Here is a 16,218-nt window from a genome sequence, read left to right as displayed (position 1 = left end):
ATGTTATTAGAATTTACCAAGATGCATGGTCTGGGCAATGACTTTATGGTGGTTGATCTGATCAGCCAGCGTGCTTATTTAGACACTTTGACCATTCAGCGTTTGGCCAATCGTAACTTTGGCATTGGTTTTGATCAACTCTTGGTGGTTGAGCCACCCGATGTCCCAAGTGCAGACTTTAAATATCGGATTTTTAATGCCGATGGTTCAGAAGTGGAACAATGTGGCAATGGCGTGCGCTGTTTTGCCAAATTTGTACATGATCGTCAGCTCACGACCAAAACCAAAATCAAGGTACAAACCAAATCTGGTATTGTAGAGCCGGAATTGGGTGCAAATGGTTGGGTACGGGTCAATATGGGTTATCCAAAATTTTTGCCTCAGGAAATTCCATTTGTAGCTGATGCGCCGGAGAGCCTGTATGACATCGATCTTGCTGGCGGTGAAAAGCTGACCATTGATGTGGTCAATATGGGGAATCCACATGCGGTGACAATCGTACCGGATGTGATTGCTGCCGATGTCGCACGTATTGGTCCACAAGTTGAATCACATGCGCGCTTCCCGGCACGAGTCAATGCTGGCTTTATGCAGATTATTGATGAAAAACATGCACGTTTACGTGTGTACGAGCGTGGTGTAGGCGAGACCTTAGCTTGTGGTACAGGTGCCTGTGCTGCCGCAATTTCAGGTATGCGTCGTGGTCTGCTGTCGAGTAAAGTCGAAGTTGAACTGGCAGGCGGCAAGCTGCAAATTGAATGGAAAGAAGGTGATGTGGTCTGGATGACCGGACCAACGGCGACTGTGTATGAAGGACGTCTGGATTTACGTTATTTCCAGGGTTAAGCCTGGTTCCGCTTGAGAAAGAAGCACTGTCTGATCGATGGTGCTTTTTTTATGCTAGCATGGGAAAAACCGTAGAATTTGAACGAGATGACTAAGCTTGTGTTCCTGCCGGGTGCTTCAGGAAGCCAGCACTTTTGGCAGCCATTAAGAGCAGCATTAACCGAATATACAGATCAGCAAGTCATTGCCTATCCGGGTTTTGATAGCATAGTGCCAAATTTAGCCACTCAAAAGCTGTATGATCTGCAAGAATTCGTGAAAGAAAAAATTGAGGACGATTCTATTCTGATTGCCCAGTCTATGGGCGGTGTCTTGGCCGTTGGGTTGGCACTTAAGCATCCACAGAAAGTCAAAGGGCTGGTATTGTTGGCGACATCTGGTGGTCTGGATTTAAAAACATTTCATTGTGCAGACTGGCGAACAGATTATCGTGAACTGTTCAAAACAATGCCGGACTGGTTTGAACAAGACCAAACTGAATTTAGCCGCGTTCAGCTCGCAAGTCTGGACGTTCCGATCTTGCTGATCTGGGGAGATCATGATCCTTTAAGCACTGTTCAGCTTGGACAATACTTGGCAGGAATTTTTAAAAATGCAAAACTGCATATTATCCAAGGTGGAGATCATTTCTTTGCCAATACTCATGCAGATCAGGTTGCAATGCTGATTCAAGATTATCTGGAGCAACTCTAAATGGAGCAAGCAGTGATTGTCCCACCTCAACTCTTGCTCAACATGTGGCTGAAAGAACGTGAAATTCAAAACCAGTCCAAACATACCTTGCAAGCTTATGAGCGTGATGTCTCGGATTTTTTAGAGTTTTGCCAGCGTGAGCAGCTCAATTTAAACGATGTAGAAGCCACCGATTTACGTCAGTTTCTGGCTGAGAAAGTCGAACAGCATCAGCTGAGTCCCAGCAGTTTGCAACGTATGCTTTCAGCCATTCGCCAGTTTATGAAATGGGCCGAGCAGGCTCAGCATATGGCTTTTAATCCGGCGGATGATTTTCAGTTAAAACGTCAATCGCGTCCTTTGCCGGGCATGGTGGATATTGAAACCGTCAATCAGATTATTGATCAGCCTGCGCCAGAAAATGAAATACAACAGCAAATGTGGCTCCGGGACAAAGCGATTTTGGAATTGCTTTATTCCAGTGGGTTGCGTCTGGCAGAACTGCAAAGCCTGAGAATTAAAGATATTGATTTCAACCGGCAGTTATTACGCATTACTGGTAAAGGCAATAAGACCCGGATTGTACCTTTTGGCTCCAAGGCCAAAGACAGCGTGATGGCCTGGCTGCAAATCTATCCTTTATGGAATGGTGATTTTGTGCCGGAGGCGAATGTATTTATTACCCAGAAAGGCAATCCGCTCGGTGCACGACAAATTGAAAATCGGGTCAAATTTCAGGCGCAGCGCGCAGGTGTCAATGTGGATTTACATCCGCATTTATTGAGACATTGTTTTGCCAGTCATATGTTGTCGAATAGCCGGGACTTACGTGCGGTGCAGGAAATGCTAGGTCACAGCAATTTAACCACCACGCAAATTTATACCCACGTCGATTTTGATCATCTGGCCCAGATTTATGATCAGGCCCATCCGCGTGCGCAGCATAAAGAAGATTGATCATGTGCCCAGTTTTAAAGAATAAAAATCATGAAAATTGTATTTTTGGCACAAAACTTTCATATATAAACCTTAAAATGGAATTGAACTGAACATTGGCGTTCGGGTAAGCATTTCACTATTGTCTTATTCGTTAAATGCGCCATTTCAGGTATAACAATAACTAGTATTTAATATTTAAAATGAAATATTGCTGAGCAGTGTCTCAGTATTTGACCGATGGGAGGTGATATGGACACACTGGTAATTGCAGATATTGAGCAAAAATATGCACAGTTAAGTGAAGCTCAAAAAGAAATGTTTGCGGGTTATGGGCTGCGACAAATCAAGCATTTTGTGGAAATTAGCTTACCCAATCTTGAAGCGACCTTACCTGAAGGCGCCATCATTCAAGGGATTAATGCCGATGGAAAAGTTCAGGCCTTTAATGCGGCGACTGGACAATACTATTTATGGATTTCTGATTTGCAATGGCAATTGTCGAATCGTGCGACCCAGGCAGTCGATTTAAAAGAAGATGCGATTGCAATTTGGCAAATTTTTGAATTGGCAGACTATGAGCTGGTAGATTTAAGCCATGTACATCGTGATTTTTTAGCACAAGAAACTGAGTAAATTCTGAAGTATCCACACAGCATAATAATAAGATTCAGTCCTGTGGTTTGGCTTTGTTCACGAGGAAAAGGTTGTCTTCTATAGGCAACCTTTTCTTATAGTAGAACTTGTAATCTATGCGCTTGCAGCACAGGTTATGGTTTAAGCAAGCTACCATTATGCAAATCTTAAATTAAGAACATAGCGTCGTTGTCTAAAATCAGTTTGCCTATAAATCTTCTAAAGGCAGCTGGAAACTCTGTTTAATAATCTGGCTGGGTAAATCCGTTTTGACACTGGTAATACCATTTTTTTTAGTTAGATGTGTGGACTGGAATTTGCGATAACTTTCCAGATCAGGCACCACGACTTTCAACATGGCATCGCTCTCTCCCAAAATAATGTAGCACTCCATCACCTGAGGCAGTTCTTTCATCGCCTCAATAAAGGTATCAATGGTTTCGGCATCCTGACCGACTAACCAGATGCGTGAAAATAAAATCAGCTGAAAACCAATTTTTTGTTGGTCGACAATAGTCGTGTAATTCTGAATCACGCCTGCATCTTCCAGTAATTTTACCCGGCGTAAACAGGATGAAGGTGAAAGTCCGATTTCACGTGCCAGATCATTATTCTGAATACGGCCATTGGCCTGTAAATGTTGAATGATATTTTTATCAATTCGATCAAGTTTTACCCGCACAGACTTGGTGGATATTTTCATAAATTAGAATAATATTCGAAAAATAATACTTATTATAAAATAAATTGAAAGCCAATTTTGTAAAAAATCGCAGATACTTGTTTCACTTTCTGGAGTTTGAAAGGAAAAGGAAATGTCTGTATTTGTACTCTTTGCACTGACCGTGCTTCCCCTGATTTTTACGCCTGGACCCGATATGTTATTTATCCTGTCTCAAGTGATGGGTAAAGATGCAAAAGCAGGCATGATGGCAACCTTAGGGGTGTGTTGCGGTTATCTGGTGCATTCTATTCTGGTGGCACTCGGAATTGCGGCTATTATTATCTCTTTTCCGGTGCTGTTTGAAACAATTCGCTGGCTTGGGATTGCGTATCTGTTGTATTTGGCCTTTAATTTGCTCAAATCGGTATTCAGTAAAAAAGCGCTGAACATTGAGAAAAAGACCTCAGCCAATCCGATTAAAAAAGGTTTTTTTACTGCGCTGTTAAATCCAAAAGGCATGTTGATTTATTTTGCGATTTTGCCGCAGTTTATTGATAAATCCGCCAATACTGTCAGCCAAGGTTTGATCCTGTCCTTTATTTTTATCAGTCTGATTTTTGTAGTGTATTGTAGCTTAAGTATTTTGTTCAGCAAAATCAGCCAGAAAACCCAAATGGATGAACGTAAACAAAAATGGGTGGATGGAACTTCTGGTGGTTTACTGGCACTTGCTGCAAGCTGGCTCATCATCAATTAATCTGGTTGCAAAGAAGCATACTGTTCGCAGTATGCTTTTTTTATAATTGCGAAGATTTGAAATTAAATATTCACTTTGTCGGCGTAGAATTCAATGCGCTGGATTATTATTTGGTCAATTTGTCTTTATATTAGGTTTAATTCGCTCTCAAAAATAGTTCTGTCCAAAATGACAAAAGCTGACATACGTATATTCCGGCTGTTTTGCTTCAAGCTGCTTTAAATCAATTTAAATTAAATGTGATCAATCAAAACTTCTGATGTGATTAATCAGATAAAAAAATAATATAAATCAATAATTAAATTTTAAGTAAATATTGATACATTTCATTGTAATAAAACGATAACAATTAATTGTGAACGCATCGTTCAGGGAAAATTACGCATTTTTACACCTCTTTGTTGAATTGTGACTTGACCGAAATGCCGTACACATTGCAAGATAGGGCACCTAAAAAAATTTAAGTGAAGAGTTACACTAACTTTTCTCAACATTTACATTTGCTAAAACAGCCGAGGATTACATGAAGGCTCTTGTTGCTGTAAAACGTGTGGTTGATGCCAACGTTAAAGTTCGTGTTAAACCGGACAACAGTGGTGTTGACTTAACTAACGTTAAAATGTCAATTAATCCATTCTGTGAAATCGCAGTGGAAGAAGCGGTTCGTTTAAAAGAAAAAGGAACTGTTTCAGAAATCATTGTTGTTTCTATTGGTCCTAAAGAAGCCCAAGAACAGATCCGTTCTGCAATGGCGCTTGGTGCTGACCGCGGTATTCTGGTTGAAGCTGATGACAGCCAACTGGGTGCGCTGGAAATCGCTAAAATTCTGAAAGGCGTTGTTGACGCTGAACAACCACAATTGATCCTTCTGGGTAAGCAAGCAATTGATGATGACTCGAATCAGGTTGGTCAGATGCTTGGCGCTCTAATGGGTGCAGGTCAAGGTACATTCGCTTCTGAAGTAAAAGTAGATGGCGATAAAGTACAAGTAACACGTGAAGTAGACGGCGGTTTACAAACTGTTGAGCTGAAACTTCCAGCAATCATTACCACGGACTTGCGTTTGAACGAGCCTCGTTATGCGGCACTTCCAAACATCATGAAAGCGCGTAAAAAACCGCTGGATACCAAGTCACCTGCAGATTTCGGTGTAAACCCTGCAACTAAACTGAAAACAGTGAAAGTTGAATCACCTGCAGAGCGTAAAGCTGGCGTACAAGTGAAGTCTGTAGACGAGCTTGTAGAAAAATTGAAAAACGAAGCGAAAGTGATCTAATACAGAAGGATAAAAATCATGAGTATTTTAGTTATCGCTGAGCACGACAACAAAGCATTAAACGCTGCTACTTTAAACGTTGTTGCTGCAGCGCAAAAAATCGGTGGTGATATCACTGTATTGGTTGCTGGTTCTGGCGCTCAGGCAGTTGCTGACCAAGCGGCTAAAGTTGCGGGTGTAAGCAAAGTATTACTTGCTGATGACGCTGCTTATGCAAACCAATTGGCTGAAAATGTGGCTAAACTTGTTGCTGAATTAGGTAAAGGCTATACACATATCCTTGCTGCTTCTACAACAACTGGTAAAAACATTTTGCCACGTGCAGCTGCGCTTCTTGACGTAAGCATGATCACTGACATCATCGCGGTAGATGGTCCTAAGACTTTCAAACGTCCGATCTATGCAGGTAACGCAATTGCGACTGTAGAATCAGGCGAAAGCATCGTATTGGCGACTGTTCGTGGTACAGCATTTGATGCTGTAGCTGCTGAGGGTGGTTCTGCTGCTGTTGAAGCTGCTGCGTCTACGGGTGATGCGGGTATTTCTAAGTTTATCAACGAAGAAATCGTAAAATCTGAACGTCCTGAACTGACAGCTGCGCGTATTGTGGTTTCTGGTGGTCGTGGTGTAGGTTCTGGTGAGAACTATCACAAGATCCTTGATCCATTGGCCGACAAGCTTGGTGCTGCTCAAGGTGCATCACGTGCTGCGGTAGATGCTGGCTTCGTACCAAACGATATGCAAGTGGGTCAAACTGGTAAAATCGTTGCACCTGACCTGTACATCGCTGTAGGTATCTCTGGTGCGATTCAGCATTTGGCTGGTATGAAAGAATCTAAAGTGATCGTTGCGATCAACAAAGATGAAGAAGCGCCAATCAATGCAGTCGCTGACTACTGGTTAGTCGGTGACCTGAACACTGTAATTCCAGAATTGGTTTCTAAAATCTAATTTCTGAATCGGGTTCAAAATACGCTCTTGTGCAAGCAGTGAAAGCAATGCTTTACTGTTTTGTCCAAGGGCGTTTTTTTTATGCAAAAATTTTAAAAATACTCGGCAGTCGAAACTAGAGTATTTCATTTGCGTGAAAAGTGATAAAATTCCGGTTTGGTTTTTCTCCTGTTTTTAATCATGTCCTTTTCCAAAGCCGCCCATATCCTGTTCATTAGTTTTCTGCTGATTGCGCTTTATCTGGGTATTTGCATTCATACTGCCCTGAATGCACCGCCTGCGGTGACTCAGTATTTATTTAGTGAATCAGGCGCTTTTGAAGTCATGAGTCCATGGTTATGGTACTTGCTGGCAGTGCTGTGTTTGCTTAATGTTGAAATCAAACCTAATACCCGAGTGTTTACGGCTATAGCAGCGACATTGTTGGGATTACGGGAAATGGATTTCCATAAGCAGGTGTTTGAAATGAGTTTTATCAAAACTAATTTCTATCGCAGTGCTGAAATTCCGCTCATGGATAAGCTGCTCGGATTTATTTTATTGCTCGGCATTATTTTTGTCTTTCTGGTACTGGCGAAAAAGCTGGTTCAAACCATACGAAGCATGAAGAATTCTTTGAATATTGCACATTTTTTTATCTTTCTCACCATTGCCTGTGGCGGACTGAGCAAAGTGCTCGATCGCACGACCTCAACCCTGAAAGAAGAATTCGGCATCCAGTTGGTGCCACATACTCAAATCATGATTATGACCATTGAGGAAGGGGTAGAAATGTTATTGCCAGTTTTATTGATTGTGGCCGTGCTGAGCTATCGTAAAGTACTGAACCAGGCACAATAAAAATATAGAAAAAACGATGAAGATGCGCCAGTTGATTGGCGCATTTTGTTTTTGTACTCCTGTATTTCTCAAAATTTTGGGTATTGAAAAATCCTGTCTGGATGCGCTGATTTTCGGTTTTCAAATAACAAGAAAATGATCACTAAAATGAAGATAATTAACAAGGTTAAGCTGAATATTTCGACACAAAAATACAAGTGTTTATGCTATAATTTAGGGCTGTATTTTAGTTTTTAACTCAGTCGTTTGAGTTAATGATTTTGCTAGTTTTACGACATATAAATACAAGCCAAAATTGGCTTGTAGAATAAGGAGTATGCATGAGCGTATCGGAAATTAGACCGATTGCCATTGAGGATGAACTTAAAAGCTCATATCTCGATTATGCGATGAGCGTGATTGTGTCACGTGCATTGCCCGATGTACGAGATGGTTTAAAACCTGTTCATCGTCGTGTGCTTTTCGCAATGCACGAATTAGGCAATGACTATAACAAAGCTTATAAAAAGTCTGCACGTGTAGTCGGTGACGTGATTGGTAAATATCACCCGCATGGTGATTCTGCCGTATACGAAACCATTGTACGTATGGCGCAAGATTTCAGCTTGCGTTACCAATTGGTTGATGGTCAAGGTAACTTCGGTTCGGTCGATGGCGATAGCGCAGCAGCCATGCGTTATACCGAAGTACGTATGCGTAAACTGACCCACGAACTGTTAGCGGATCTTGAAAAAGATACCGTCGAGTGGGAAGACAACTACGATGGCTCTGAGCGTATTCCTCAAGTCATGCCAACCCGTGTACCGAACTTATTGATTAATGGTGTTACCGGTATTGCAGTCGGTATGGCGACCAATATGGCGCCGCATAACATGACTGAAGTGGTGAATGCGTGTCTGGCCTATGCTAATGATCCTCAGATCAGTATCGAAGGGTTGATGGAACATATTTCTGGTCCGGATTTCCCGACAGGCGGTATCATTTACGGTAAATCAGGCATCGTCGATGCATACCGTACCGGTAAGGGCCGTTTGCATATCCGTGGTAAATACCATTTCGAAGAAGATCCGAAGAATGGCCGTACCACGATTGTCTTCACTGAAATTCCATATCAGGTCAATAAAGCAAAAACCATTGAGCGTATTGCAGAACTGGTTAAAGAGAAAAAACTGGAAGGCATTTCAGAGCTTCGTGATGAGTCTGACAAAGACGGTATGCGTATCGCGATTGACCTGAAGCGTGGTGAAAACGCTGAAGTGATCGTGAACAACCTGTTCCAGAACACGCAACTTGAAAACTCTTTCAGCATCAATATGGTTTGCCTGGACAATGGCCAACCAAAATTGATGAACCTGAAAGACATCATTGCCGCGTTTATCCGTCACCGTCAGGAAGTAGTCACGCGTCGTACCATGTTCGAATTACGCAAAGCGCGTGAACGTGGTCATATCTTGGAAGGTTTAACCGTTGCTCTGGCAAATATTGATGCCATCATCGAAACCATCAAGAGTTCTGCAAATCCGGCTGAAGCGCGTGAGCGTTTGCAGGCAGGTGAGTGGGCAGGTGGCGGTGTTTTGGCCTTGTTGGAAAAAGCCGGTTCAGTTTCTGTGCGTCCGGATGAGATTGAAGGTGAAGACCCAAGTCGCCCGTTTGGTTTGGATGGCGAGATTTATCGTCTGTCACCAACCCAGGTGAATGCAATTATGGAACTTCGCTTGCATCGTTTAACTGGTCTGGAACAAGACAAGTTACATGCTGAATATAGTGAAATCCTGTCACAAATTGCTGAACTGACTGCAATTTTGAATGACTTTAATCTGTTGATGAACGTGATTCGTGAAGAATTGGCATTAATTCTTCAGCAGTATGGCGATGCACGTAAAACGTCGATTGTCGAGTCACGTATCGATTTCTCTCGTGAAGATCTGATTCCTGAAGAGCAAATGGTGCTGACGGTATCGAAATCAGGTTATGCGAAAACTCAACCATTGTCTGACTACGCTGCACAGCGTCGTGGTGGCCGTGGTAAGTCTGCGACCAGCATGAAAGAAGATGATTACATTCAACATCTGATTGTGACGTCAAGTCATGCGACGGTACTTTGCTTTACCAATGTTGGTAAGGTCTATCGTCTGAAAGTCTATGAAGTGCCGCAAGCATCACGTGGTGCGAAAGGTCGCCCAATGGTGAATTTGTTGCCACTGGATGAAAACGAGACCATTACTGCGATCTTGCCTGTGATTGACGCGCCGAAGAAATTCAAAGAACGTCTGGCTGCCTTCAAGGCATTTGTCAAAGCCAATGCAGCGCAGTTGCAAGCCAATGAAGTGATCAATGCTCATTTTGCCGAGCTTGAAGCAGCGCTGACAGAATCTGAAGATGGTGCGGATGATATTTCTGATGCATTGCGTATTCAATTGAAACAGTTGGGCTTGGAGCTTTCTGCAACAGATCTTGATGATGACATTATCAATGACTTTGCTCAGCAGGCTGAAGCGGTACGTAAAAACTTCTATGTGTTTATGGCGACTGAATACGGTACGATTAAACGTGTAGAGCTTGAACAGTTCTCGAATGTTCGTTCAAACGGTTTACGTGCGATTGAGCTGAATGGCGATGATACCCTCATCGGTGTAGCGATTACTGACGGTGAACAGCAAATCATGTTGTTCTCGAATGAAGGTAAAGCTATTCGCTTCGCAGAGACGGATGTACGTTCAATGGGGCGTTCTGCCAAAGGTGTACGCGGTATGCGCGTGACCATTGGTGCAGCTGCACAGCTAGAAGAAAATGACGAAACTGAGATCGAGTCTGATGACGAAGATGGTTCAGATTCAGCATTGATTAGCCGAATCGTATCACTGGTGGTTGTACCTGAAACTGGCGAAGTACTGTGTGCATCTGAAAATGGTTATGGTAAACGTACTCCAGTAGACGACTTCCCGACCAAGAAACGTGGCGGTAAGGGCGTGATTGCGATCAAGACCTCTGAACGTAATGGTCAATTGGTGGGCGCTGTTGCCATTGATGCGTCTAAAGAACTGATGCTGATTTCAGATGGCGGTACGCTGGTTCGTACCCGTGCATCTGAAGTGGCGCAAACTGGTCGTAACGCACAGGGTGTTCGTCTGATCCGCTTAGGTAATGAGGAATTGCTGGTCGGTGTGGTTTCAATCGAAGCTGTTGAAGAAGATGAGTTTGTTGAAGCGATTGAAAGCGAAGACGCTTTAGTGGCAGAAACAGATTCAGCAGCTGAAACTGAGCAAGTTGAAAAAGATGGTGAAAATTCAGTAGAAGAATAAGTTTTTTACTGATAAAAAGGGCGCTTCGGCGTCCTTTTTTATAAACCTTGACTGCATAAGGGTAAGCGATGAAAACCAAATTAATGTTGTTGGCAGCAGCGGTTGCATTGACTGGCTGTAATTCAATGGACAATATTCCGAATCCGAGTCCTGAACAGGAAAAGGCGGCACAGCTGGCTTATGAGGATTTGCGTGACGGGAAATATGAGGAATTTCTGGATCAGTTAGAACCGCAGTTGCAAACCCAGTTTAAGGATAATGAAAAGCTGATGAAACGCTTTTCACGTTCAATTCCTCAAGGTGAATACAAGTCTAAGACTTTAATGACCAAAGAGATTGAAGAAGCAACCAATCAGCCTGGACAATATAAGGTCAGTTATGAAATTGCCTATCCGGAGAATCTGGTTCAGTATGATGTGAGTTTTGATAAGCCGAATGGTAGCAACAAGATTCGTAATTTCAATATTCAGGTCTTTGGCGAATCAAGTAAATAAGTGGAATAGGCGCATTGCTATAATGTTCTATCTGCTTTGATGACCAGAAATTAAACGTCGATAAGCCAAGAAAAAGCACATGCTGCCGATCATTCCAAGATAGAGCAGTTTAGGTAAGACCAGTGCGGTAGGTACACCCATCTGATTGAGTTGAATAAACATCTGCACAATTTGGGTGGAAGGCAGGATTTCGCCAACGACTTGCATCCAGATAGGCATGGCAGCATGTGGCCAGGCCGCACCAGATAAAAAGAACAGTGGAATGGAAGTGAATACAATCACATGACCCGCACGTTCTGGCAGATCCAGAAAACTGGCAAATAGGCAGGTCATGCCAATTATCGTGTAGATAAAAACCGGAACAGCCAGTAGCATTCCAAGCAGGTTGCCACCGCGCGGATAATCAAATAGCCAGAAGCTAAAGCCGAATAAATAGAAACATCCCAGACAGCCAATGGTGAAGACCGCTAAACACATTCCAATCAACGCATTTGTATTTAATTCTACTTTTCTTTCCCGATATACTAAAATCAGCATACTCAAACCCAAAAGAATGGTTTGGTGGATAATTAAAGGTGCAACCGCAGGAAAGACATAACTGCCATAGCCGGACAGTGGATTAAATAAAGGAATTTGATGCACAGAAAGGGCAGGTGAAAAATCCGAGACCTCACCAAAGCGTTCAGTATAGTCTGCTAAAGTTTGCTCAACCGATGTGGCTAAGCCCAGACCAATTTGTTTGGTCACTAAAAAGTTGGCTGTACTTACATACAGTCCAATGCCACCTGTTTCACCATGCCTTAAGCTTTGCGATAAATTGTCCGGCAGCAGTAAAATGCCATCGGCTTTTTGTGACTCCACCCATTGTTTGGCTTCGGCAAAATTTCCGGTAATCGCCTGAATTTCGACATTGGGGCTTTGTGCCACCTGACCAATAATACGGGTGCTTAAGTTACTTTGTTCTTCATCGACAATAATAATCGGTAAGGCTTCAGCCTGCTGTGCCTGATAAGCGGTTGGATAAAAAAAGCTGTAAAATAAGACGGATAGAATCAGCGTGGTAAAGATCGTGCCGTGACTGACAATATCCTTGAAGCTTTGCAGATAGTAAAACCAGAGGGATTTCATTGGACTGCTCCTTTAGCTATTTTTTTAAGAAACAGATAAGCCAGCAGAGCGTAGACTAGGGCATAGATCAGCAGCATTAATCCAGCTTGCAGTGAAATATGCAATGGACTACCAATCACCCATTGTTCAGTTTGTAATTTGGCATAGGGCGTAAACGGAATAATATTGGACCAAAACTGGGTGAATAGGGGCGCATTATTTAAAGGAAGGGTCACACCGGCAAAACTTAAAGATGAACCGCCATAGACCGCAATGATGCCAAAAGATTTACTTAAATCTTTGGTTGCCAGAACCACTGCACTGCTTAAAAATGCATAAGCGCTATATAGCAGAAATTGCGCCAATAGAATCAGGCTGAGCGAGCCGGCAACAAACCAGCCGCGAATTTCAATCAGCCAGAACATCCAGGCCCAAGTCCACACACTAAAAATAGCCACATAGACCAGGTTCTTAGACAGTAATGCCATCCAGATGGATGAGTTGCTAATCCAGCTTATTAAGGTCTGTCGCTTCAGTTCCTGACCGACGGAAAATGCCACACAACAACACAGCAGTAAATGCAGAATCGCCGGAATGACATAGGGTTCCAGATAGAATTCATAATTCAGCTGCGGATTGTACAGCGGTGATATTTTGATATGTGGTGACGGTGCTTCGAGAGAGGGTAACCGGTTGCCCAGATATTGCTGTCCGCTAAATTCAGCCAGTGCTTGCAGGGTACTGACCAGCATGGCAGAGGAAATGGTATTTCCGATACTGAAATAACTCTGGTTAAAGGCAATACTGATGTCAGCATCCCGGGCACGAACCAGACGTTGCTCGGCACCGCTGGGAATATGGATATAACCCCAAATTTTATTTTGATTTAACAGGCGCTCAATTTCAGCTGTTTGTTCCGACACCGTAGCAATTTTAAGAGTATGATTCAGCGCCACATGCTGATAAATGCTTTGACTCAGCGCACTCTGGTCTTGATCAATAATCGCAATCGGTAAATGATCCGGTTTCCCTTGAGCAAACATGCTGCTGAATAAAATAATCACCAGTGCAGGTGCGAGCGTGACCAGACACAGATCCCATTTTTCGCGGAGCAGATAGCGCAATTCGCGCCATATACCCGTCCACATTATCGGGTCTCTTTCAGTTTAAACAACACGCTCATCCCGACTTTGAGTTCAGGAATCGCTGGTGCGGGCACAAGATGCAGCTTAAAACTGCGCACATCATAACCACCGGTTTGGCGTGTGGTCTTAATGGTGGCAAATTCGCCCTCGGCACTGATCTGCTTGATTTTAAAAGTAGCGGTTTTATCTAGGGCGGGAATATAACCTTCAATACTGCTCATTTTCTGAAATGGGGCATATTGATCTTCACGAATATTCAGGCTCACCCACATTTGATCTTCAATCAGGCTGACCACAGGGACTGCGGTGGCTACCAGCTCTGAGACTTTGCCATAGGTTTTAGACACCGTTCCGTTTACAGGTGCTACTAATTGGGTTTCTGCTTCTAAAGCATTGGCTTCATCCAGCGCAGCCTGGGCAATATCTACCTGTGCATCGGCGGAACTCTTTTGCTGCGAAGTGCTGCCACGTTTGGCACGTGCATATTGCTGATACGCCGCCTCTGTCATTTGCGCCGCTGATTGACTGGCTGCATACAATTCATCACGGCGCTGGCGTGAAATCACACCTTCATTCAATAAATTTGCACCACGCTCATAAGAAACTTTGGCTAAATTTTGCTGTGCTTTCAGCGATTGCCAGTTGGCATACAGACTGGCGATATTTTCTTCCTGCGAGCCACGTTCAGCAGTCGATTGTAAGGCTAGCGCAGATTGTAAAGCCGCTACGGCTTGCTGTTTTTTGGCCTGAATTTCCGGGCTGTTTAAGCGCACCAGCACATCGCCTTTTTTGACCCGCTGACCTTCTTCTACATAGATTTCTTCAATACGGCTTGGCACTTTGGTCGCCACCTGAACCGTTTCAGCTTCTACACGACCCTGCAATTCCAGCGGAGCCGGTTGGTAGCTTTTCCATAATCCAAAAGCGATGACTGCCAGTAGAATTGGAATCAGGGCAAGCAATAAATATTTTTTCTTTTTGGAGATTTCAGGAGCTTGTTCATGCTCGGTCGAAGTCGCCGCATTATTTTCTATTCCAGTTCTTGTTTCTACCTGTTGCGCAGGAGATTTTTCTATATCGCTGGATGAAGCCGCTTCATTCACAGGATCATTGGGTTTTTGATCTTCGTTCATGTTCGGCTCCATTAGCGAATATAGTGGGTGTTGGTATGTTGGATGTAGTTCGGAAATTCTGCAATCGAGCCATGGCTTTGTAATAGGGTGGCCAGTGACATCACATATTTGTAGGCATTCAAGGCAGTTTCAGCTCGTAATCCGCTCAGCATATTTTGTGCATCGATGACCTGTGTGGCGGTGCCCGTATCTTCTTTAAAAGACAATTCTTGGATGCGTAAATTTTCCTGTGCGGCTTTCAAGTTTTGTGCCAGAAGTACATCACTTTGCTGTGCACTAAGTGCTTCGCTATAAGATTTATAAATCAGATTTTCAATTTCCTGCTGGGTGCGTGCAGTAAGCAGTTCTGTTGCAGAGCGTTTGAGTTCGGCAGCCTGAATATTCTTGTTTTTATCGATCCCGGAAAACAGGTTATAGCGTGCGGCAACCCCGACAATCCAGTTTTCATTTTGATCCAGACTATATTCGCCAAAAGCAAAAACATTCGGTTTTTTTGCCGCTTGCTGGGCTTTCACATTGGCTTGGGCCAATTGGGTATCCAGCTGCATTTTTTGAATTAGCGCAGAGTTCTGACTAAAAGTTTTTAGCAGATGATTTAAGGCCTGTGGCTCGGTTTTATTGACAAATAAAGGCGTCGAAAGCTCAGTGATGCTACTTTCCTGAAGCAGATTATTCAGCTGGAACAGGGCAGCATTCAAATTGGCTTGCGTGTTTTGCTGGCTGCGCTCGGCATTATTACGTGCCACTTCAAATTGCATACGCTGGCCTTTACTGATAAAACCTTGCTGTTCCATCTTTAAGGCATTGCGATAATGCTGCTGCATGGCATTCAGGTTAAACAGCGCAGCTGCATGCAGTTGCTTTTGAAGCTGTACATTAAAATAACTTTGAATCAGTTCAAAACGCTGCGTGTCTTGCTGCTGTTTGTTGCTGAGCTGACTACGACCGACCTGAATATTGGCGATTTCTTTGGCGCTGCTTGTCAGTCCACCGGTATAAAGCGGCATCATGATTGAAACCGTCGGACGAATCACCTGATCATCCAGCACGACATGCGAACTATCAGGAATTAAGCCCACCCCATTTTGAATAGGTTGTCTTAAACTATTTTTTAGTGGGTCAGCCAGACCTCCTAAGTTCAGTTCATCAATTCTATTATTGACACCATCCGTTAAGGATTGCTCTAAATTATTTTTTAATGCACCTAAAGGCAGATCGAGTTCATTATGAAAGGCATACGCACGAACATTCAGATCGACACGCGGTAGACCTACGCCTTTTACTGCTTCAGCTTCAAGTTTTGAGGCCTGTTCCAGACTTTGATAGGCTTGGCTGCTATAAGAATTTTGGGTGGTGTTTCAAAAAGTATGCTGGCATTAAACGAATCCATTATTGATATAAAAGAACACTAAATCAAAGGCTTTGAAATGATTTTCAAGCTTTTTGGAGAAGTTGCAGC

Annotated in this window: 14 protein-coding genes and 2 pseudogenes; 10 read left to right on the top strand and 6 right to left on the bottom strand. The window is 43.2% G+C overall.

From position 1 onward, the window contains the following. From dapF to WFH18_RS11295, 4 genes are all read left to right on the top strand, one after another. Positions 1-846 carry a diaminopimelate epimerase gene (gene dapF / locus WFH18_RS11310; protein ID WP_004645716.1) on the top strand — a complete coding sequence of 282 codons (846 nt, stop codon included), beginning with the start codon at positions 1-3 and terminating at the stop codon, positions 844-846. Positions 847-933: 87 nt separating this feature from the next. Beyond that, positions 934-1,539 (top strand): alpha/beta fold hydrolase, encoded by a 606-nt coding sequence (locus tag WFH18_RS11305; protein ID WP_164543196.1) that lies wholly within the window; start codon positions 934-936, stop codon positions 1,537-1,539. Further along, positions 1,540-2,475, top strand: a complete 936-nt coding sequence (xerA, locus tag WFH18_RS11300) for a site-specific tyrosine recombinase/integron integrase (protein WP_071850642.1) — start codon at positions 1,540-1,542, stop codon at positions 2,473-2,475. A 231-nt stretch (positions 2,476-2,706) separates the two neighbouring features. After that, the gene (locus WFH18_RS11295; protein WP_164543195.1) at positions 2,707-3,090 is read left to right on the top strand and encodes a hypothetical protein; all 384 of its coding nucleotides are present in this window, start codon (positions 2,707-2,709) and stop codon (positions 3,088-3,090) included. Between the two features lie 208 nt (positions 3,091-3,298). On the opposite strand, the gene WFH18_RS11290 is transcribed toward WFH18_RS11295, so the two are convergent. Continuing rightward, positions 3,299-3,793, bottom strand: coding sequence for an Lrp/AsnC family transcriptional regulator (locus WFH18_RS11290; RefSeq protein WP_164543194.1), 495 nt, complete (start codon positions 3,791-3,793; stop codon positions 3,299-3,301). 112 nt (positions 3,794-3,905) lie between these two features. Between WFH18_RS11290 and WFH18_RS11285 the strand changes: the two genes are divergently transcribed. From WFH18_RS11285 to WFH18_RS11260, 6 genes are all read left to right on the top strand, one after another. Continuing rightward, complete coding sequence (locus WFH18_RS11285; RefSeq protein ID WP_004645711.1) at positions 3,906-4,511, top strand: LysE family translocator; 606 nt, start codon at positions 3,906-3,908, stop codon at positions 4,509-4,511. A 523-nt stretch (positions 4,512-5,034) separates the two neighbouring features. After that, the gene (locus WFH18_RS11280) at positions 5,035-5,787 is read left to right on the top strand and encodes an electron transfer flavoprotein subunit beta/FixA family protein (protein ID WP_004280496.1); all 753 of its coding nucleotides are present in this window, start codon (positions 5,035-5,037) and stop codon (positions 5,785-5,787) included. Positions 5,788-5,805: 18 nt separating this feature from the next. Next, positions 5,806-6,738, top strand: a complete 933-nt coding sequence (locus WFH18_RS11275) for an FAD-binding protein (protein WP_005252481.1) — start codon at positions 5,806-5,808, stop codon at positions 6,736-6,738. 180 nt (positions 6,739-6,918) lie between these two features. After that, complete coding sequence (locus WFH18_RS11270) at positions 6,919-7,578, top strand: hypothetical protein (protein WP_121980037.1); 660 nt, start codon at positions 6,919-6,921, stop codon at positions 7,576-7,578. Positions 7,579-7,898: 320 nt separating this feature from the next. Beyond that, positions 7,899-10,880, top strand: a complete 2,982-nt coding sequence (gene gyrA, locus WFH18_RS11265; protein WP_121980036.1) for a DNA gyrase subunit A — start codon at positions 7,899-7,901, stop codon at positions 10,878-10,880. 68 nt (positions 10,881-10,948) lie between these two features. Beyond that, positions 10,949-11,374 carry a hypothetical protein gene (locus WFH18_RS11260; protein WP_004280487.1) on the top strand — a complete coding sequence of 142 codons (426 nt, stop codon included), beginning with the start codon at positions 10,949-10,951 and terminating at the stop codon, positions 11,372-11,374. 27 nt (positions 11,375-11,401) lie between these two features. Here WFH18_RS11260 and WFH18_RS11255 read toward each other — a convergent pair whose 3' ends face one another. From WFH18_RS11255 to WFH18_RS11235, 5 genes and pseudogenes are all read right to left on the bottom strand, one after another. Beyond that, positions 11,402-12,502, bottom strand: a complete 1,101-nt coding sequence (locus WFH18_RS11255) for an ABC transporter permease (protein WP_164543192.1) — start codon at positions 12,500-12,502, stop codon at positions 11,402-11,404. After that, a complete protein-coding gene (locus tag WFH18_RS11250; RefSeq protein ID WP_164543191.1) occupies positions 12,499-13,629 on the bottom strand; it encodes an ABC transporter permease in 1,131 nt (376 codons plus the stop codon). Before WFH18_RS11250 ends, WFH18_RS11255 begins: the two co-directional genes overlap by 4 nt. Further along, a complete protein-coding gene (locus WFH18_RS11245) occupies positions 13,629-14,759 on the bottom strand; it encodes an HlyD family secretion protein (protein ID WP_164543190.1) in 1,131 nt (376 codons plus the stop codon). The genes WFH18_RS11250 and WFH18_RS11245 overlap by 1 nt, the downstream gene beginning before the upstream one ends. Before the next feature lie 11 nt (positions 14,760-14,770). After that, a pseudogene (locus WFH18_RS11240) lies at positions 14,771-16,108 on the bottom strand (TolC family protein); the annotation flags it as partial. A gap of 27 nt (positions 16,109-16,135) precedes the next feature. Further along, positions 16,136-16,218, bottom strand: a pseudogene (locus WFH18_RS11235) (IS1 family transposase); the annotation flags it as partial.

Origin of the sequence: Acinetobacter sp. USHLN143, from assembly GCF_037145695.1 — a bacterium.
Lineage (GTDB): Bacteria > Pseudomonadota > Gammaproteobacteria > Pseudomonadales > Moraxellaceae > Acinetobacter > Acinetobacter fasciculus.
Note: the sequence above shows the minus strand (reverse complement) of the source record. Positions and strands in the feature narration are given on the sequence as shown.

Excerpts from the sequence above, each read along its gene's own strand:
- dapF (WP_004645716.1), top strand. The coding sequence starts at position 1 with ATGTTATTAGAATTTACCAAGATGCATGGTCTGGGCAATGACTTTATG.
- WFH18_RS11305 (WP_164543196.1), top strand. The coding sequence starts at position 934 with ATGACTAAGCTTGTGTTCCTGCCGGGTGCTTCAGGAAGCCAGCACTTT.
- xerA (WP_071850642.1), top strand. The coding sequence starts at position 1,540 with ATGGAGCAAGCAGTGATTGTCCCACCTCAACTCTTGCTCAACATGTGG.
- WFH18_RS11295 (WP_164543195.1), top strand. The coding sequence starts at position 2,707 with ATGGACACACTGGTAATTGCAGATATTGAGCAAAAATATGCACAGTTA.
- WFH18_RS11290 (WP_164543194.1), bottom strand. The coding sequence starts at position 3,793 with ATGAAAATATCCACCAAGTCTGTGCGGGTAAAACTTGATCGAATTGAT.
- WFH18_RS11285 (WP_004645711.1), top strand. The coding sequence starts at position 3,906 with ATGTCTGTATTTGTACTCTTTGCACTGACCGTGCTTCCCCTGATTTTT.
- WFH18_RS11280 (WP_004280496.1), top strand. The coding sequence starts at position 5,035 with ATGAAGGCTCTTGTTGCTGTAAAACGTGTGGTTGATGCCAACGTTAAA.
- WFH18_RS11275 (WP_005252481.1), top strand. The coding sequence starts at position 5,806 with ATGAGTATTTTAGTTATCGCTGAGCACGACAACAAAGCATTAAACGCT.
- WFH18_RS11270 (WP_121980037.1), top strand. The coding sequence starts at position 6,919 with ATGTCCTTTTCCAAAGCCGCCCATATCCTGTTCATTAGTTTTCTGCTG.
- gyrA (WP_121980036.1), top strand. The coding sequence starts at position 7,899 with ATGAGCGTATCGGAAATTAGACCGATTGCCATTGAGGATGAACTTAAA.
- WFH18_RS11260 (WP_004280487.1), top strand. The coding sequence starts at position 10,949 with ATGAAAACCAAATTAATGTTGTTGGCAGCAGCGGTTGCATTGACTGGC.
- WFH18_RS11255 (WP_164543192.1), bottom strand. The coding sequence starts at position 12,502 with ATGAAATCCCTCTGGTTTTACTATCTGCAAAGCTTCAAGGATATTGTC.
- WFH18_RS11250 (WP_164543191.1), bottom strand. The coding sequence starts at position 13,629 with ATGTGGACGGGTATATGGCGCGAATTGCGCTATCTGCTCCGCGAAAAA.
- WFH18_RS11245 (WP_164543190.1), bottom strand. The coding sequence starts at position 14,759 with ATGAACGAAGATCAAAAACCCAATGATCCTGTGAATGAAGCGGCTTCA.